This is a genomic window from Janthinobacterium sp. SUN100, from assembly GCF_030397705.1.
In the GTDB taxonomy this organism is placed as follows: Bacteria; Pseudomonadota; Gammaproteobacteria; order Burkholderiales; family Burkholderiaceae_D; genus Janthinobacterium; species Janthinobacterium kumbetense.
The window spans coordinates 131,574-150,132 of the sequence record NZ_JAPUBU010000004.1 but is presented as its reverse complement, the minus strand read 5'-3'; the positions used below and the strand labels follow the sequence as shown (position 1 = coordinate 150,132).

Sequence of the window (18,559 nt, the reverse complement as noted above, 5' to 3'; positions counted from 1 at the left end):
CGTTACGAAGACAAGGCGGTATTGCCGGGCGCGGGCAGCGCGGCTGCAGCACTCGCCGGCAAGGGAATGGGCAGCAGAATTTCAAACGAGGTGCCGGACTTGCTGCTGCGGCAGCCGATCACGCCATGCAGGCGGGTGACCAGGTCATGCACGATGGACAAGCCCAGGCCGTGATGCGCCCCTTCCTTGCTGCTGCGCACGGGAGAAAACAGATTGGCCAGCACTTCCGGCGCCAGGCCGGCGCCATTGTCGCTGACGCACAGTTCCAGGTACAGGCGGCGGTCGCGGTTGACGTGGCCACGGTTCGCCACTTCGATGCGCCCGCCATCGGGCAAGGCTTCGACGGCGTTTTTCAGCAGGTTGAGCAGGATTTGCTTGAGCATGTCGGCATCGGCCTCCACTTCGCATGGCGCATCCTGCATGCGCGTGACCACCTCGATCTTCGGCGGCAGGAAGTCGGTGGCGCGGAACAGGCGCAGCACATCGTCGACCACGCGTGCGCAATCGGTCACGCCACTGGCCGCCACCGGCTGCAGATCGGCCAGGCCGCCGATCAACTGGCCGACTCTGTCGATTTCCTCGTTCAGGATCGACATCTCGCCCGTGACCGGCTCCTGCTTCTCCAGCTTGTGATCGAGCACGCTCAGGTAGTTCTTGATGATGGACAGCGGGTTGTTCACTTCATGCACGACGCGACGCGACGCGGCGCGGTATTCCTCGGCCACGTGATCGAGCTGGCGCCGTGCCAGGCCGCGCGCGCTGATGGCCGTTTCCAGCGCCGTGGCGGCCTGGTTGGCATAGGCGCGCAGGAAACCCTCGCGCTTCTGGCACGCGGGAATCTGCCACGCCGCCACGCCGCCAATCAACACGCCCAGGCTGCGCTGGCCCGCCACCAACGGCACGCAAACCAGGCTGTCGGTACCAAGAATGCGGAACAGCTGCTCCTCGACGATGCCCAGCGCCGGCATGTCGCGCTTCAGGAACGCCAGTTGGCACTCCAGCGCCGAAGCGGCCAGGAGCCCGCCCTTGGCCAGCGGGATCGAGAAGCCGGCCAGACGCTGCTGATGTTCGCCCGCCGCCACGCCGACGAGCGCATGGCCGGTGGGGTTTTGCAGCAGGATGACGGCGGTATCGAAATCGAACAGGATGCGCGCCGAGCGCGTGATGGCTTCGAGCAGGCTGCTTTCGCCCTGCTGGCGGGCGAAGGTCTGGCCCACTTCGGACACCAGCACCATATTGCGCACTTCATCGGACAGGCGCTGCTGCACCGGATCGACGGATGGCGGCGCATACGCGGGCGGCGTGATGATATCGTCCGCACCGGCCAGGTCGATGCCCAAGTGCTGCGCCGCCTGCGCCACCTGGCGCGCGACGCTGCCGGCCAGGTCTTGCAGTACCTCGACGTCCAGCGCGCACAGGCTTGCCGCCTGCGTGATCGATTCCGCATCGTCGGCATGGCAGCACAGCAGGTGCGCCAGGCGCACGATGCGGATCAGAGGATGGCTCGCTTCCAGGCGCGCCAGCGGTTCGTGGTGATACAGCACGCTGTCGGCCAGGAAGGAATCGAGATGCCAGCGTTCGATCAGCCAGGCGCCCGCTTCGGCATGCGTGATCTGCAAGGTGCGCTGCTCCACCGCGCACAGGGCGGCATCGTCGCGCGCCGTGAAATTGAATGCGTATTCCTTCGGCGCCGTGGCCAGCAAGGCCAGGCGGCCCACGTTGTGCAGCAAGCCGGCCAGATACGCTTCCTCGACGTGCGGATAGGCCATGGCTTTGGCCAGCGCGCGCGCCATGACGGCGGCCGACAGCGAACTTTTCCAGAAGGCGCGCAGATCCGTGCTGCCGGAATGGGGAAAGCTGTTGAAGGTCTGGAAGACGGATTCGCTGATGACCAGGGTCTTGATCATGTCCGTGCCCAGCGACACGAGCGATTGCTCCAGGCTGACGACCTTGCCCTGGCGATGGTAGGCCGAGCTGTTGGCCACGCCGAGTATCTTGCTGGTCATGCCAGCATCCTTGGCGATCAGGGCGGCCAGCTCCGGCATGCCGGCATCGTCGGCCTGCAGGTGGGCGATCAGCTTGATGAGGATCTGCGGCATGGCCGGCAGGCGGGCAATCAGCAGGCGATTGCGAATATCTTGATCAGATTGATGCATCGTATCAGGCATTGCCGGTTCGAAAAGGATGAGCGCTTAGCAGCGAAGCGCGGCCACGTCAGAGGAATCCTCTACTCCTGTAACCCAAAAAATGTCGCCTGAGAGGATGCCGGGAAAAGAAGTCATCTTATCATAAGCGCCGAATATTACTTGCAATATAGAAAATTAAGTTGAAATAAATCTAGCGTTCTGCAGTGGAAACTTCTGCCTTGAAGGAACCCAGCAAACGGTGACGGAAGCGCCGCGATATCAGCCACAGCGCCAGCGCCAGGCCCGTAAACGCCAGTTGGCCCGAGGCCAGCCACAGCACGGAACCGGACAGCAGCGGCGAGATCACGCCGGCCACCACGGCGCCCAGCAAGGTGCTGGCAAACGACTGGCACGAAGCCACCGTGCCGCGGATATGCGGGAACAGATCGAGCGCCAGCAAGGTCGCGCCCGGCCCCACCAGCGACATGCCGAAGGTGTAGAAGAACAGGGGCAGCACCGACCAGGGCAAGGAGGGCGGCAGGAACAGGTGATACACGACATTGACGCTGGCGGCGCACAGCAGGAAGGCAAAGCCGATGCCGATCTGGCGCGCGAACGTCACCTTGCCGGCGATGCGATTGGCCGCCGCGGCGCCCATGAAGATGCCACTCACGCAGGGAATGAACAGCCAGCCGAATTGCGATGGCCCCAGGCCCAGCTGCTTAGGCAGCATTTCCGGCGCGGCCGTGATGAACAGGAACAGGCCCGCGAAATTGAGGGCGACGATGCCAGCCTTGATGTGGAACAGGGGCGAGCGCAGGATCTGGCCATAGCTCGACGCGAGGAAGCGCGGATTGAACGGCTGACGCTTTTCCATCGGCAGGGTTTCGGGCAGGCGCCAATAGCAGAACGCCAGCAGCACCAGCGTGTAAAAGGCGAGGAACAGGAAGATCGAGCGCCAGTCGAACCAGATGACGATCCAGCCACCGAGAATCGGCGCCACCGCCGGGGCGATGGAAAAGATCATCGTCACCAGCGACAGCAGCCGCGCCGCTGCCGCATCGGCGTACAGGTCGCGGATGATGGCGCGGCTGATCACCACGCCGGCGCCGGCCGAGACGCCCTGCATGATGCGAAAGAACCACAGGTAGTGCACCGTGTGCGCCGACGCGCAGCCGAGCGAGCCGATGGCAAACATCAACAACGACACGAGAATGACGTTGCGCCGGCCAAAAGTATCCGAGATCGCGCCATGCCACAGCACCATGCCGGCAAAGGCCAGCATGTAGAACGTCAGCGACTGCTGCACTTCCAGCGGCGACGCTTGCAGCGAACCCTGGATCGCGCCAAAGGCAGGCAGATAGGTGTCGATCGACAGGGGTCCCAGCATCGACAGCCCGGCCAACATCATCGCCAGGGCACCGCGGCTCAACGGCGCCATGTGGCTCGGCGTGGGAGGAGGAACGGGGGTAACCGGGTCGGGCGGCACATCGGCCGGAGGGGTGGGAAACATGGCGGATCCAAAGTGGCGCGCGAACCGGTTACGGTCCGCGCGCGTGATACTGCATTTTTTAGCGCGTAAAACACCTGAGAAAACCGTAGCGAGCGGCCGCCAATTGTGGCCGAGAAGCGCAACCGTACAAAAGTACGGTGAGCATCGCAAGCCGCAAGTGGCAACGCGCAGTAGGTTTAATCAGATGTTTTTCGGTTTGGCTTCTTCTCTACGGTTGTAGCCGGCGACCATATCAAAGCGGAACAGACGGCATTCCAGCGCGCCGTTGAAGAATGGCGTCTTGCGCGCTTCTTTCAAACGCAGCAGCTTGGGCAGACCCAGGTCGGCCGTGAACAGGAACACGGTCCAGCCGGCAAAGCGCTGCTTCAGGGTCGTGCCCATGGCCGAATAGAAGGACGTCGACAATTCGTCTTCCGGGATGGTGCTGTCGCCGCGCACACCGATACGCTCGCCGTACGGCGGGTTGGTCAGCATGATGCCCGGCACGTCGCTTGGCGGCTTGACTTCCTGCGCCTCGATCTGTTTCAAGGGCACGTCGAAGCGCACACCGGCGCAACGCAGGTTATGGCGCGTCATGGCGACCATGTCGCCCGAGATGTCGCTGCCGAAGATGGTCGGTTCTGCCGGCAGCGGTTTGACCTTGATGGCATTTTTCATGGCATTCCACGGCGCCGGATCGAAGTCGTGGAAGTTTTCAAACGCGAACTGGCGCGAGGCGCCCGGCGGAATCCCCTGCAGCATCTGCGCCGCTTCGGCCAGGATGGTGCCGGAACCACACATCGGGTCGAACAGCACCATGCCAGGCTTCCAGCCCGACACGCGCAGCAGGCCGGCGGCCAGGTTTTCGCGCAGCGGCGCGTCGCCCGTCTCTTCGCGCCAGCCGCGCTTGAACAGGGCTTCGCCCGAGGTGTCGAGGTACACGGTGAACGTATGTGCATCGAGGAAGCCGACGATGCGCATGTCCGGCGTCTTGGTGTTGACCGATGGACGCTCGTTGAACTGGTCGCGGAAGCGGTCGCAGATCGCATCCTTGATTTTCAGGGTCGTGAACTCCAGGCTGCGCAGCGGCGATTTGACGGCCGTGACGTCGACGCGGATCGTGTGGTGCACGCCGAACCAGTCTTCCCAGGATTGCGCCAGGGTCAGGTCATAAATATCGTTTTCCGTCTTGTAGCCGGAATGGGCCATGCGCATCAGCACGCGCGAAGCGATGCGCGAATGCAGGTTGATGCGGTAGGAGTCCAGCAGGTCGCCCGAGCAGTGTACGCCGCCCGGCACCTGGTTATGAACCTTCATGGTCGAACTATCCTGGGCGATCTCGCCCAGTTCCTCGGCCAGCGCCGCTTCCATGCCGCGCGGGCATGGGCAAAAATATGAAGCCATGGTTGGTGTACCCTTATTCCATTGTGTTGAACGCCCGCTAAATTACAGGCGCTGCTTACTACGTTAAAAAATACGACGTTTAAAAAACTGCTTTTTCTTGACTACCCTGCCAGCGCCCGTTCGACAAAATCGAGGCGGTCCTGGCCCCAGTACCCTTCCCCATCGACGATGTACCACGGCGAGCCGAACACGGAAGCGGCGGTCGCTGCCTCCGTGTTGGCGTCGTATTCGGCCTGCACGCTGGCCGTCTCCGACGTTTTCAGCAACTGGCGGCCATCAAAACCGGCATCGAGTGCGATCTGCACCAGGGTTTCCTCGTCGCCGATGTTGCGCTCTTCGGCCCACAGGCCGCGCATGATGGCGTGCGCCAGGTTCAGCGATGCCTCCACGCCGTGCGCCAGGCGCGTGGCGATGATCAGCTTGGCCGACGCTTCCGGCGACACGGGAAAAAACTTGGGCTGCAAGGTCAGGGGAACTTGCAAAAAGGCCGACCAGCGCGCCAGTTCGGCCAGGCGATACGCCTGGCGCTGCGGTGCACGCTTGGCCAGCGGCAGGCCGCCCGAGACGCTGAAAACCTTGCCCAGGTCGAAGGGACGCACGTCAATCTGGGCGCCTGTCTTCGCGGCGATGGCCATCAGGCGTGCATGCCCCAGGTAAGTCCATGGCGAGTGGGGCGCGAAGAAATACTGCACGACTTTGTTCTGACTTGCACTCATCTCGATTCCCTTAGAAAGGCTTGACCACGACCAGCACGACGACGGCCAGCAGCATCACCACCGGCACTTCATTAAACCAGCGGAACCAGGTGTGGCTGCGCTTGTTGAGACCTTTTTCAAACTTGCGCAGGATGGCGCCGCAGGCGTGGTGATAGCCGAGCAGCAGCACCACGAACGTCAGCTTGGCGTGCATCCAGCCCGGCATCTTCATGCGGCCTTCGCCCCCACCGTACAGCATCCACATCAACGCCAGCCCCAGCACCATGGCCGGCAGCGCCAGCAGGGACATGAAGCGGTACAGCTTGCGCGCCATCAGCAGCAGGCGCTCGGTGGCCACCGTTTCCGTCTCCATCGCCAAATTCACGAAGATGCGCGGCAAATAAAACAGGCCGGCAAACCAGGACATGACGAAGATGATGTGGAAGGCTTTGGTCCAGAGAAAGAGCATGGGGTTCCCAGTGTCAGAAGTGGAGAGAAACGAGAGCACGGGCCGCCTTGTGGGCAGCCCGCGAAAGAGACTATTTGCGTACTTCGCCGTGGCCAAAGACCACGTACTTGAGCGAGGTCAGGCCTTCCAGTCCCACCGGACCGCGTGCGTGCAGCTTGTCGTTCGAAATGCCGATCTCGGCGCCCAGGCCATATTCAAAACCGTCGGCAAAGCGCGTCGACGCGTTCACCATCACCGAGGCGGAATCGACTTCGCGCAGGAAGCGCAGCGCATCGCTGTAGTCTTCCGTGATGATCGATTCCGTATGCTTCGATGAATACTGGTTAATGTGGTCCATCGCTTCGTCGATGCCGTCGACGACCTTCACCGACAGGATCGCCGCCAGGTATTCGGTGCGCCAGTCTTCCTCGGTGGCGGGCACCAGGTGCGGATAGGCAGCGGCGGCCAGGATCGCATGGCTTTCCGGATCGGCGCGCAGTTCCACCTGCTTGGTCAGGTACAGTTCGGCCAGCTGCGGCAGCACGGTCGCGGCGACGGCGCGCGACACCAGCAGCGTTTCCATGGTGTTGCAGGTGCCGTAGCGGTGGCACTTCGCGTTGAAGCCGATATCGATCGCCTTCCTGATATCGGCCTTGGCGTCGATATAGACGTGGCAAATGCCATCGAGGTGCTTGATCATCGGCACGGTGGCCTCGTCCATCAGGCGCGCGATCAGGCCCTTGCCGCCGCGCGGCACGATGACGTCCACGTACTGCGGCATGGTGATCAAGGCGCCGACGGCAGCGCGGTCGGTGGTGTCGATGACTTGCACGGCATCGGCCGGCAAGCCGGCTCCCTGCAAGCCCTCGGCCACCAGCTTGGCCAGCGCGCGGTTGCAGTGAATCGCTTCCGAGCCGCCGCGCAAGATCGTCGCGTTGCCGCTCTTGATGCACAGGCCGGCGGCATCCACCGTCACGTTCGGACGCGCTTCATAGATGATGCCGATGACGCCCAGCGGCACGCGCATCTGGCCCACCTGGATGCCCGTCGGGCGGAACTTCATGTTCGAGATTTCGCCGATCGGATCGGCCAGCGACACGATCTGCGTCAAACCTTCGACCATGGTGGCAATGGCAGCGTCGGACAGGGTCAGGCGGTCGAGCATGGCCGGCGCCAGGCCGGCGGCAGCAGCCGCATCGAGGTCGCGCTGGTTCGCCGCGCGCAGCAGGTCGGCATCGCGCACGATGGCGGCGGCGATCAGGCTCAAGGCGCGGTTGCGCGTGGCGCTGTCGGCACGCGCCATGGCGCGCGAGGCGGCGCGCGCGCGCGTGCCCACGTCCTGCATATATTCTGTGATGTCCATGCTCGTATCCATATAGTAAAAAACTAGCCTCGGGCGATCTTCAGGCCCAACTGCAGCATGGCATCCCAGGCATCGCCCGCGTAGCCCTTGGCGCGCAAGCCCTTGATCATCTTGTCCACTTGCGCCGCCTGCTGCAGCGCCGCTTCCAGCACGGGTAGCGAAATGCGCCGCAGGGCCGGTTCCATCATCCGCTCGCGCGGCCCCCAGATGCGGTATTCCTTCAGCAGCGCGCCCAATGGACGCCCTTGCGCCATGCCGGCCTTCAATTTTAACAGCGTGCGGATTTCTTCGGAGACGGCCCACAAGACCAGCGGCAGCGCCTCACCCTCGCCTTTCAAGCCCTCGAGCATGCGCACCAGGCGCGCCGGGTCGCCAGCCAGCATGGCTTCGGATAGCTTGAAGACATCATAGCGGGCCACGTTCAACACCGCGTCCTGCACTTGTTCGTATGTCAGCTTGCCCGCGGCATGCAGCAAGCCCAGTTTCTGGATTTCCTGGTGCGCCGCCAGCAAGTTACCTTCCACCCGTTCGGCGATGAAATCGATGCTGGCCCGTTCGGCGCTTTGTCCCTGCGCGGCCAGGCGCTGGGATATCCAGGCCGGCAACTGCGCCCGTTCCACATTCGGAATGTCGATATACACGGCCGCCTGCTGCAGGCTGGCGACCCAGGCCGCCTTCTGCGTGGCCCAATCCAGCTTGGGCAAGGTGATCAGGGTCAGGTTGTCTGGACTGAGGTTTTTCGCGTAGCTTTGCAGCGCCGCGCCGCCATCCTTGCCCGGCTTGCCGGTGGGGATGCGCAGCTCGATCAGCTTCTTGTCACCGAACAGCGACAGTTCCTGGTTCGCCGCCAGCAGTTCACCCCACTTGAAGCTGCGCTCCACCGTCAGCACGTCGCGTTCAGAATATCCCTGCGCGCGCGCCGCGCGACGGATCTTGTCGGCCGCTTCCAGCGCCAGCAGGTGTTCGTCGCTGGTGATCACATACAGCTGCGCCAGCGGCTTGGCCACATGCCCATCGAGCGCGTCTATCCGCAATTGCATGGCGTCCCCGTTACTGCTGCGGGGCTGCCGGCGCGACCGGCGTCACGGGCGCCACTGGCGCCACCGACATGGCCGGCAGCACCGGCTTGATGGCGGCCAGGCGGCGCATGATCTGCTGCACCAGGTCGTTGCGCATGTCGCGGTACAGCGCCGCTTCTTCCGTTTCCTTGGCCAGTACCTGCGATTCATCGAAGGTAATCGGACGCACCAGGCTGATGGTCGTCGGCGCCAGCAACTGGTTGCCGGCCTTGTCCACCACGCGGAAATTGATCGAATAGCCGAGTTGATACTCTTGTACCCGGCCATTTTTGTTCAGCGACAAAATGGTCTTGGTCTGATTCCTCTCCGGGTCGCTGAGCACTTCAAGGACGGCGTCGGCGCCATCCCTGGTGTTCACCACTTCCGTGCTGCCAATGGCGCGGATATAGCGCTTCAGGCCGATCGCCAGCGGCGACGTGTCGGGCAAGCCGATATACATCGTCGCGAACGGCAGCATGAAACTGCCGTTCGAACCGCGCAAATGAAAGCCGCAGGCCGACAACAAAACAGTCAGGCCCAAGGCCAGCACGGCACGGCGGCCCAACAGCGATACGGAAGAGGAAGTCGTCATGATTACACCACGATGCTGATTAACTTGCCTGGCACGACGATGATCTTCTTCGGCGTGGTCTCGACATACTTCTGTACACTTTCGCACGCCAGCGCGGCCGCTTCGATGCTCGCCTTGTCCGCATCCTTGGACACCGTGATCGAGCCGCGCAGCTTGCCGTTCACCTGGATCATCATCTCGATCTCGGACTGTTCCAATGCGGCCGGGTCGACTTGCGGCCAGGCGACGTTCAACAGGTCGCCGTGCACGCCCGCGTAGCCCAGTTCCTGCCACAGCACATGGGTGATGTGCGGCGCGACGGGATTGAGCAGGCGCAGGAAGATGGAGAAACCTTCGGCGATCAGCGCCTTCGACTGCGCGCTATCGTCCAGCTTGGCCGATTCCAGCGTGTTGAGCATCTTCATGCAGGCCGACACGACGGTGTTGTACTGGATGCGCTTCAAGTCGTAATCGGCTTGCTGCAGCAGCTTGTGCAATTCGCGGCGCAGGTTTTTCTGCGCGTCGCCCGTCGCCGGTGCGGCGCCGCCGGCCAGCGCGGCTTGAATCGTCGCCGACTGGGCGTAGCCGAAGTTCCACACGCGGCGCAGGAAGCGGTTCGCGCCTTCGACGCCGCTGCCCGACCATTCCAGCGTCTGTTCCGGCGGCGAAGCGAACATGGTAAACAAACGGGCCGTGTCGGCGCCGTACTGCTCGATCTGCGCTTGCGGGTCGATGCCGTTGTTCTTCGACTTCGACATCTTTTCCGTGCCGCCGATTTCCACCGGCTGGCCGTCGGCCACCAGGATGGCGGATTGCGGACGGCCCTTGTCATCGAGCGACAGGCGCACGTCGTCCGGGTTGAACCAGGTGGTCTTGCCCGCGGCATCCTTGCGGAAGTAGGTTTCGTTGAGCACCATGCCCTGCGTCAGCAGGTTGACGAATGGCTCGTCGAACTTGACCAGGCCGAAATCGCGCATGATCTTGGTCCAGAAGCGCGCGTACAGCAAATGCATGACGGCGTGTTCGATGCCGCCGATGTACTGGTCCATCGGCATCCAGTAATCATTGCGCGCGTCGACCATGGCATCGTTCGAGCCTGGCGAGGTATAGCGCATGTAATACCACGACGAATCCACAAAAGTATCCATGGTGTCCGTCTCACGGCGCGCCGGCTTGCCGCACTGCGGGCAGTCGCACTGCAGGAAGGCTTCGTACTTGTTCAGCGGATTGCCCGTGCCGTCCGGCACGCAGTCTTCCGGCAGCACCACCGGCAAGTCTTTTTCCGGCACCGGCACCACGCCGCAATCGGCGCAATGGATCATCGGGATCGGCGTGCCCCAGTAGCGCTGGCGCGAAATGCCCCAGTCGCGCAGGCGGAACGTGGTTTTCTTCTCGCCCAGGCCCAGTTCGGCCAGGTCGGCAGCCACCGCATCGACGGCGGAGGCGAAATGCAGGCCGTCGTATTTGCCGGAAGCGACGCAGACGCCATCCTTGCTACCATACGATTCCTGCCAGGCGTCCGTCGAGAATTCCTGGCCCTTGACTTCGATGACTTGCTTGATCGGCAGGTCGTATTTCTTGGCAAAGCCGAAATCGCGTTCATCGTGCGCCGGCACGCCCATCACGGCGCCATCGCCGTAGGTGATCAGCACGTAGTTGCCGACCCAGACTTCCACCTGCGCGCCCGTCAGCGGATGGGTGACGAACAGGCCGGTCGGCATGCCCTTCTTCTCCATCGTTGCCATGTCCGCTTCGATCACGGAACCGAGCTTGCATTCGGCGTTGAAGGCGGCCAGCGCAGGATTGCTTTGCGCGGCGTGGATGGCCAGCGGATGCTCGGCGGCCACGGCGCAAAAGGTCACGCCCATGACGGTGTCCGGACGGGTAGTAAAGACATACAGCTTGCCGTCGCCGATCAGGGCGCCATTCGTGTCCTTGATGTCATGCGGGAAGGCGAAGCGCACGCCCGTCGACTTGCCGATCCAGTTGGTCTGCATGGTGCGCACGCGCTCGGGCCAGCCCGGCAGCTTGTCATCCACATACGCCAGCAACTCTTCCGCATAATCGGTGATGCGCGCGTAATACATGGGGATTTCACGCTTTTCGATCAGCGCGCCCGAACGCCAACCGCGGCCGTCGACGACTTGTTCGTTGGCCAGCACGGTCTGGTCGATCGGGTCCCAGTTCACGGTACCGGTCTTCTTGTAGATGATGCCTTTTTCCAGCATCTTGAGGAACATCCACTGGTTCCATTTGTAGTATTCGGGCTTGCAGGCGGTCATTTCGCGCGACCAGTCGATGGCCAGACCCATCGATTCCATCTGCTGCTTCATGTGGGCGATGTTCGAATACGTCCATTGCGCGGGCGGCACGTTGTTGGCCATGGCCGCGTTTTCCGCCGGCATGCCGAACGCATCCCAGCCCATCGGCATGAGCACGTTGTAGCCATTCATGCGCAGGTAGCGGTACATCACGTCATTGATCGTATAGTTGCGCACGTGACCCATGTGCAGCTTGCCCGAAGGGTAAGGCAGCATCGAGCAGGCAAAATACTTGCCTTTTGGGAAACGCGGGTCGTGTTCGACGGCTTTATAGGCATCGATCGCCTTCCAGTGCGATTGGGCGGCTTGTTCGACGTCGGCGGGACTATATTTATCTTGCATGATGTGCGGCCAATAGTGGATATGAACCGAGCATTATACTGGTTGTCGCCGCCCGATAGCGCGGCGCGCCGGCGGCCCGGTCTCGCATATTTCGGCCGGCGCACAATTATGCTATGTCGTATGCAACAATACATATGCCACAATCTTGCTCTTTGCATCAACGCCGACCATGATCGTCTACCAGGAATATCCGCCCATCCCCGCCCTGCGGCCGTGGCTGGACTGCGTCTGGACGTGTCGCGTGCAAACGGGCGCCACGCCCCTGACGCACCAGGTCTTGCCCGACAATTGCATCGACATCCTGTGCCAGGACCAGCAGGACGCCAGCTTTGCCGTCGGCATGATGACGGCGCCGATTGCCGTCGTCAGCCAGGGTCTCGTGCAGACGGTGGCGGCCCGCTTCAAGCCGGGCGCGGCCGCACGCTTTTTCCAGCTGCCCTTGTGCGAACTCAACGATGGCCGCACGGGCTTGCAGCAACTGTGGGGCCGCGAGCTGGCGGCGCGCCTCGGTGACGCCCTGTGGAGCGGGCCCTTGTCCAATACGCAAAGAGTTTCTATTTTGCAAGATTATCTGCTGCTGCGCCTGCGCACCGCGCCGCCACGGCGCCAGGCCGGCGCGGCCGAACATGCGATCGCGGCCATCGAACGCGCATCCGGCCAGGTGCGCGTGGAGGGCCTGGCGCAGCAACTGGGCGTGTCGCGCCAGCATCTGGCGCTGCAATTTCGCCAGCAAGTCGGCATCAGCCCGAAGCTGTTTGCCCGCATCTGCCGTTTTCGCGCCGCCAGCCAGGGCCTGACAAGCCTGGCGGGACAGCCGGACTGGGCGCAAGTGGCCTTGCAATATGGTTATTTCGACCAGTCGCACCTGATCCACGACTTCCAGGATTTCGCCCGCAGCTCGCCCGAGGCGTGGCTGTCGGGCCGGCGTGCATGACCACCTTCCATTTTTCCAATCGCGCGGCGCGCGCCGGTGGCATCATGGCACCAGGTATTTCGCCGACTATTCAACCAACAGGAGCAGAACATGATCAAGGGCTTGCGCACCGTCACCTATCCCGTCCCCGACCTGGACAAGGCCAAGGCCTGGTACAGCCAGGTATTTGGCACGTCGCCGTATTTCGACCAGCCGTTCTATGTCGGCTTTGCCATCGGCGGCTTCGAGCTGGGCCTGCTGCCGGGTGGCGAAGCGGGCACGCAGGGCAGCGTGACGTACTGGGGCGTGGACGGCATCGAACAGGAAGTCGAGCGCATCGTTGCGCTGGGCGGCACCCTGCACCACCCGATCACGGACGTGGGCGACGGCATCCGCACGGTGGAATTGCTCGACCCATTCGGCAACCAGATCGGCCTGATCGACAATCCCCATTTCGACACGGCCAAGGTGGTTTGAATTGCCTCAGGCGGCTTCGCCCTGCAGCCATAGCCGGAACTGCTGCAAGGCCGTCTTTTCATGTGCCGTTTCGGGCGTGATCAGGTAATACGCGCGCTGGCCGCGCAGTGGGCGCTCGCATGCGATCTGCAATTCGCCGCGCGCCAGTTCCGCTTCGACCAGCATGCGTGGCAGCAAGACCACGCCCTGCCCTTGCACGGCCGCCATGGCCAGCATGGAAAACAGTTCATAGCGGGCGCCGTAGTGCGCCCCGTCGCGCCCCTCGCCCTCGACCTGCATGGCGTCAAACCACTGGCGCCAGGCGCCCGGGCGCGTACTTTGTTGCAACAAAGTCAATTCCAATAAATCCTGCGGCTGCCAGTCGCTGCGCGCCGCCAGCAGGCGGGGGCTGGCGACGGGCACGATTTCTTCGTGCATGAGCAAGGTGGCGCGCGTGCCGGGCCAGCGCGCCAGTTGCTCGGGCGTGCCCGCGTACAGGGCGCCATCGTATTCCGTATCGGCAAACATGAACGGTTTTGTATACGCATCGATATGTACGACGATGTCCGGATGCAAGTCCGCCAGCGAAGACAGCCGCGGCATCAGCCAGCGCGTGGCAAACGTGGGCACGGAAGCGAGCTGCAAGGCGCCGCCGCCGCCCTGGCGCGCCATGGTGTCGAGCGTGTCGCGCTCCAGGCCATCGAGGCGGGCGGCGATCTGCCGCGCATACGCGGCGCCGGCGCTGGTCAGCAGCACGCCATGGCGCGTGCGCTGGAACAGTTGCACGCCAAGAAAAGTTTCCAGGGATGAAATCTGGCGCGACACGGCGCTTTGCGTCAGCGACAGTTCGCGCGCCGCATGCGTGTAGCTCTGGTGGCGCGCGGCCGCCTCGAAACAATTCAACGCTTGCAGCATGGGGATTTTGCGTGACATGGGAATATCCGGCCGGTAAAAGAACGCCAGTATGCCGCAAGATATGCGCAGCACGCATGTCTGGGTGCGAAAAAATCGTTTGCGCAAGGCTAGGCAAAAATCTACCATGAGTCATATTCAATCTTGCGCCGATCACCGGCGCTCACCTGCGAGGCCTGTGATGAGCAAAACCGTATTCGACTGGAATTCCCCCCTGCTGCTGGAAGAACAACTGACGGGCGACGAACGCGCCGTGCTGGAAGCGGCCCGCGACTATTGCCAGGGCAGCCTGGTGCCAAGGGTTCTCGAATCGTTCCGCCATGGCCGCACGGACGCCGCCATCTTCCGCGAAATGGGTGAACTGGGCTTGCTGGGCACGACCATTCCCGAGGAGTACGGTGGCGCCGGACTGAACTATGTCTGCTACGGCCTGGCCGCGCGCGAAGTCGAGCGCGTCGATTCGGGCTACCGCTCGATGATGAGCGTGCAATCCTCCTTGGTGATGGTACCGATCAACGCTTTCGGCAACGAAGAAACCAAACAGAAATACCTGCCGAAACTGGCGACGGGCGAATACATCGGCTGCTTCGGCCTGACGGAACCGAATCACGGCTCCGACCCTGGCAGCATGGTCACGCGCGCGCGCAAGGTGCCGGGCGGCTATAGTTTGTCGGGCGCCAAGATGTGGATCACCAACAGCCCGATTGCCGACGTGTTCGTCGTCTGGGCCAAGGACGATGAAGGCGCGATCCGCGGCTTCGTGCTGGAAAAAGGCTGGAAAGGCCTGTCGGCGCCGGAAATCCACGGCAAGGTGGGCTTGCGCACCAGCATCACGGGCGAAATCGTCATGGATGAAGTATTTTGCCCGGAAGAAAACGCCTTCCCGGACGTGCGCGGCTTGAAAGGCCCGTTCACTTGCCTGAACAGCGCCCGCTACGGCATCGCCTGGGGCGCGCTGGGCGCGGCCGAAGACTGCTACCTGAAGGCGCGCCAGTACACGATGGACCGCCAGCAATTCGGCCGCCCTCTTGCTGCAAATCAACTGGTGCAAAAGAAACTGGCCGACATGTTGACGGAAATCACCATGGGCTTGCAAGGCTGCTTGCGCCTGGGCCGCATGAAGGATGAAGGCTCGCCGGCCGTGGAAATCACCTCCATCATGAAACGCAACAGCTGCGGCAAGGCGCTGGACATCGCTCGCGTGGCGCGCGACATGATGGGCGGCAATGGCATTTCCGACGAGTTCGGCGTCATCCGCCACCTGGTCAACCTGGAAGTGGTCAACACCTACGAAGGCACGCACGATGTGCACGCGCTGATCATCGGCCGCGCCATCACCGGCATCGCCGCGTTCAACTAATGGACGCCTTGGCTTCCACCCTGCGGCCCGCACCGCTGACCGGCTTGCGCGTGCTGGACCTGTCGCGCGTGCTGGCCGGCCCGTGGGCCGGACAAATGCTGGCCGACCTGGGCGCCGACGTGGTCAAGGTTGAACAACCGGGCCGCGGCGACGACACGCGCTCCTGGGGGCCGCCGTATCTGAAAGACGAGGATGGCCGCGACACCGCCGAGGCCGCCTACTTCCAGTGCGCCAACCGCAACAAGCGCTCCCTGTGCATCGACCTGGCCGCCCCGGAAGGGCAAGCCCTGGTGCGCCGGCTGGCCGCCGAGGCGGACGTGCTGCTGGAAAATTTCAAACTGGGTGGCTTGAAGCAATACGGTCTGGATGCGGCCACCTTGCTGGCACTCAACCCGCGCCTCGTCTACTGCTCGATTACGGGCTTCGGCCAGGATGGGCCGTACGCGGCGCGCGCCGGCTATGACTTTTTGATCCAGGGCATGGGCGGCTTGATGAGCATCACGGGCGTGCCCGATGGCCAGCCGGGCGCCGGGCCGCAAAAAGTGGGTGTGGCGCAGACGGACATCCTGACGGGCCTGTACGCCACCATCGCCGTGCAGGCGGCGCTGGCCGAACGGGAACGCTCGGGCCTGGGCCAGCATATCGACCTGGCCTTGCTCGACGTGCAAGTGGCGGCGCTGGGCAACCAGGCCGCCAATTACCTGTGCGGCGGCAAGGTGCCCCAGCGCATGGGCAATGCGCATCCGAACATTGTTCCATATCAAGACTTCCCCACAGCCGACGGCGACATGATTCTGGCGATCGGCAACGATGGGCAATTCTCGCGCTTTTGCGCCGTCGCCGGCCATCCGGAATGGGCGCAGGACGAACGTTTCGCCACCAATCCGCAGCGCGTGGCGCACCGGGCAATCCTGATTCCGCTGATGCGCCAGGCCACGGTGATGCGCACGACGGCCGAGTGGATCAACGCCTTCGAGGCGCAAGCCGTGCCGTGCGGCCCCGTCAACCGCATCGACCAGGTCTTTGCCGACCCGCAAGTGGTGGCGCGCGGCTTGAAAGTGGAGATGCCGCACCCGACGGCGGGCACGGTGGCGCTGGTGGCCAATCCCGTGCGCCTGTCGGGCTCGCCGGTGCAGTACCGCTTGCCGCCGCCATTGCTGGGACAGCATACCCAGGAGGTGCTGCAGCAATGGCTGGGCCTCGATGGCGGCCAGATCGACGGTTTGCGCGAACGCAAGGTCGTCTAAAGAAAAACGCCGGGCAGTGGCAACACTGTCCGGCGTTTTTTATCGATTCAGCGTTACTTCAGCGTCAATTTCAACGCCGGTTTTTCACCGTAATCTTCATAGCGCTCGTTGATGCCGGCGATACAGAACGTGATTTCTTCCAGTAAATCAGGCACTTGCGCCTTCATGCTTTCGGCGTCCTGCACCACGATGTCGAGCACTTCGTTCGGTTTCAAACGGAACTGCGTCATGTTTTCGTCGTCGCGCAGGTAGCTGAGGCAATCGACCCAGGCATCCATGCTGTTGCCGTAAAACTCGGGGAAACCGAAGGCTTGCACGCATTGCGCGTGGAAGCTCGCTGCGTCGGTGATGTCTTTTCCATTCAGGATGGCAGTGGCCATGGTCTTCCTCAGTTCTTTAGCGACAGCACATCCTGCATGTCGAACAGGCCTGTGGGCTTGTCGGCCAGGAAACGCGCGGCGCGCAGGGCGCCGTGGGCGTAGGTGACGCGGCTGCTCGACTTGTGGCTGATCTCGATGCGCTCGCCGATGCCGGCAAACAACACCGTATGGTCGCCTACGATATCGCCGCCTCGGATGGTGGCAAAGCCGATGGTCGACGGGTCGCGTTCGCCCGTCACGCCTTCGCGGCCGTACACGGCGCATTCCTTCAAGTCGCGTCCCAGGGCGCCAGCCACCACTTCACCCATTTGCAGGGCCGTCCCCGACGGCGCATCGACCTTGAAGCGGTGATGGGCTTCGATAATTTCAATGTCGTAGCCTTCGGACAGGCTTTTCGCGGCCAGTTCCAGCAATTTCATGGTGACATTCACGCCCACGCTCATGTTCGGCGCGAACATGATGGCCGTCTTTTCGGCGGCGGCGGCAATGGCAGCCTTGCCAGCGTCATCGAAACCGGTGGTGCCGATGATCATCTTGATGCCGTGCTCGGCGCAATATGCCAGGTGCTGCAAAGTGCCTTCAGGGCGCGTGAAATCGATCAGGAAGTCGGCGTTCGCCAGGCCCTTCGCCAGGTCGGACTCCGTCAGCACGCCGGCCGGCTTGCCGAGGAAGGCGGCCGCATCCTGGCCGATCGACGGCGAACCGGCACGGTCGAGCGCACCGGCCAGCACGGCGTCGGGCGCATTGCTGACCGCTTCGATCAGGATATGGCCCATGCGGCCGCTGGCGCCAGCGATGGCAATTTTCAGTTCAGTCATTTTATTCTCTTACAGCAACTTATTTGGTGGGTTCGGCAGCAGGGGCAGGTGCAGGCTCGGCGGCAGGTGCAGGCGTCACTTCCGGCTTGCTCACAGGAATGGCAGGGGCGGCATCGGCCGGCACGGGCACGGCGCTCGGCGCCACGGGCGACGGCACGGCGGCGGCTGGCGCATCGGCCTTGGCGACCTTGACGAACGGCGACGGACCGGCGATGCGGTCGATGTATTCTTTCTCCGTCGGCAAGTTACCGCCTTCGAAACGTTCAACCTTGCCATCCTTGCCGAAGTACACGACCACGCGGCTGCTGGTGGTTTCGCCACTGCCCCGTGCCAGGCGGAATGGATAATCCCAGCGGTCGGCATGGAAGATATCGGTCAGCAACGAGGTGCCGAGGACGAAACGCACCTGGTCGCGCGTCATGCCCACTTTCAACTGGGCCAGCATCTCTTCAGAGACAAAGTTGCCTTGTTGAATGTCAGGACGGTAGGGCGAGAAAAACCACATGAATTTTTGCAGCGGCGTAATGGTGGTCGTTTGTGCGCCCTGTTCGGGAACCAGTTCCTTGCCTTCTTTTTGAGCAGCTGCCGGCTTTTCGCCCAGGATGCCACGGTTGGCGCAGCCGGACATGGCCAGCGCGACACAGACCATGCCT

The 18,559-nt window shown here is 62.9% G+C and carries 17 protein-coding genes; 4 read left to right on the top strand and 13 right to left on the bottom strand.

Annotated elements, in window-relative coordinates; translation table 11 throughout:
* Positions 1 to 2: 2 nt before the first annotated feature.
* From O0881_RS20740 to leuS, 9 genes are all read right to left on the bottom strand, one after another.
* A complete protein-coding gene (locus O0881_RS20740; RefSeq protein ID WP_289912772.1) occupies positions 3 to 2,156 on the bottom strand; it encodes an HDOD domain-containing protein in 2,154 nt (717 codons plus the stop codon).
* Positions 2,157 to 2,337: 181 nt separating this feature from the next.
* Positions 2,338 to 3,639 carry a multidrug effflux MFS transporter gene (locus O0881_RS20735; RefSeq protein ID WP_289912770.1) on the bottom strand — a complete coding sequence of 434 codons (1,302 nt, stop codon included), beginning with the start codon at positions 3,637 to 3,639 and terminating at the stop codon, positions 2,338 to 2,340.
* Positions 3,640 to 3,819: 180 nt separating this feature from the next.
* Positions 3,820 to 4,989: a class I SAM-dependent RNA methyltransferase gene (locus O0881_RS20730; protein ID WP_289913241.1), complete on the bottom strand. Its 1,170-nt coding sequence runs from the start codon at positions 4,987 to 4,989 to the stop codon at positions 3,820 to 3,822.
* A 134-nt stretch (positions 4,990 to 5,123) separates the two neighbouring features.
* Complete coding sequence (locus tag O0881_RS20725; protein ID WP_289912769.1) at positions 5,124 to 5,738, bottom strand: 2-hydroxychromene-2-carboxylate isomerase; 615 nt, start codon at positions 5,736 to 5,738, stop codon at positions 5,124 to 5,126.
* A 10-nt stretch (positions 5,739 to 5,748) separates the two neighbouring features.
* Positions 5,749 to 6,186, bottom strand: coding sequence for a CopD family protein (locus O0881_RS20720; RefSeq protein ID WP_099666278.1), 438 nt, complete (start codon positions 6,184 to 6,186; stop codon positions 5,749 to 5,751).
* Between the two features lie 70 nt (positions 6,187 to 6,256).
* Positions 6,257 to 7,528: a glutamate-5-semialdehyde dehydrogenase gene (locus O0881_RS20715; RefSeq protein ID WP_289907325.1), complete on the bottom strand. Its 1,272-nt coding sequence runs from the start codon at positions 7,526 to 7,528 to the stop codon at positions 6,257 to 6,259.
* A 23-nt stretch (positions 7,529 to 7,551) separates the two neighbouring features.
* Positions 7,552 to 8,568: a DNA polymerase III subunit delta gene (holA, locus tag O0881_RS20710; protein WP_058048018.1), complete on the bottom strand. Its 1,017-nt coding sequence runs from the start codon at positions 8,566 to 8,568 to the stop codon at positions 7,552 to 7,554.
* A gap of 10 nt (positions 8,569 to 8,578) precedes the next feature.
* Entirely contained in the window at positions 8,579 to 9,178 is a 600-nt protein-coding gene (gene lptE, locus O0881_RS20705) for an LPS assembly lipoprotein LptE (protein ID WP_289912764.1), read from the bottom strand.
* A 2-nt stretch (positions 9,179 to 9,180) separates the two neighbouring features.
* Positions 9,181 to 11,820 carry a leucine--tRNA ligase gene (gene leuS, locus O0881_RS20700; protein WP_289912763.1) on the bottom strand — a complete coding sequence of 880 codons (2,640 nt, stop codon included), beginning with the start codon at positions 11,818 to 11,820 and terminating at the stop codon, positions 9,181 to 9,183.
* Between the two features lie 145 nt (positions 11,821 to 11,965).
* On the opposite strand from leuS, the gene O0881_RS20695 reads away from it, so the two are divergent.
* Both O0881_RS20695 and O0881_RS20690 read left to right on the top strand, forming a co-directional pair.
* Positions 11,966 to 12,754 carry a helix-turn-helix domain-containing protein gene (locus O0881_RS20695; RefSeq protein ID WP_289912762.1) on the top strand — a complete coding sequence of 263 codons (789 nt, stop codon included), beginning with the start codon at positions 11,966 to 11,968 and terminating at the stop codon, positions 12,752 to 12,754.
* A 90-nt stretch (positions 12,755 to 12,844) separates the two neighbouring features.
* Positions 12,845 to 13,210, top strand: coding sequence for a VOC family protein (locus O0881_RS20690; RefSeq protein WP_289912760.1), 366 nt, complete (start codon positions 12,845 to 12,847; stop codon positions 13,208 to 13,210).
* 6 nt (positions 13,211 to 13,216) lie between these two features.
* Here the strand turns inward: O0881_RS20690 and O0881_RS20685 are convergent, their stop codons facing one another.
* Positions 13,217 to 14,122 (bottom strand): LysR substrate-binding domain-containing protein, encoded by a 906-nt coding sequence (locus O0881_RS20685; protein WP_289907318.1) that lies wholly within the window; start codon positions 14,120 to 14,122, stop codon positions 13,217 to 13,219.
* A 160-nt stretch (positions 14,123 to 14,282) separates the two neighbouring features.
* Between O0881_RS20685 and O0881_RS20680 the strand changes: the two genes are divergently transcribed.
* Positions 14,283 to 15,461 (top strand): acyl-CoA dehydrogenase, encoded by a 1,179-nt coding sequence (locus tag O0881_RS20680; protein WP_034745726.1) that lies wholly within the window; start codon positions 14,283 to 14,285, stop codon positions 15,459 to 15,461.
* A complete protein-coding gene (locus O0881_RS20675; protein ID WP_289912757.1) occupies positions 15,461 to 16,708 on the top strand; it encodes a CaiB/BaiF CoA-transferase family protein in 1,248 nt (415 codons plus the stop codon). The genes O0881_RS20680 and O0881_RS20675 overlap by 1 nt, the downstream gene beginning before the upstream one ends.
* Positions 16,709 to 16,761: 53 nt before the next feature.
* On the opposite strand, the gene O0881_RS20670 is transcribed toward O0881_RS20675, so the two are convergent.
* Genes O0881_RS20670 through O0881_RS20660 form a run of 3 tightly spaced genes read right to left on the bottom strand, consistent with a single transcriptional unit; the run spans position 16,762 to position 18,555 of the window.
* Positions 16,762 to 17,088 carry a barstar family protein gene (locus O0881_RS20670; protein ID WP_289912755.1) on the bottom strand — a complete coding sequence of 109 codons (327 nt, stop codon included), beginning with the start codon at positions 17,086 to 17,088 and terminating at the stop codon, positions 16,762 to 16,764.
* Positions 17,089 to 17,096: 8 nt separating this feature from the next.
* Positions 17,097 to 17,906, bottom strand: coding sequence for a 4-hydroxy-tetrahydrodipicolinate reductase (gene dapB / locus O0881_RS20665; protein ID WP_077408775.1), 810 nt, complete (start codon positions 17,904 to 17,906; stop codon positions 17,097 to 17,099).
* 19 nt (positions 17,907 to 17,925) lie between these two features.
* Entirely contained in the window at positions 17,926 to 18,555 is a 630-nt protein-coding gene (locus O0881_RS20660; protein WP_289912754.1) for an outer membrane protein assembly factor BamE, read from the bottom strand.
* Between the last annotated feature and the right edge of the window lie 4 nt (positions 18,556 to 18,559).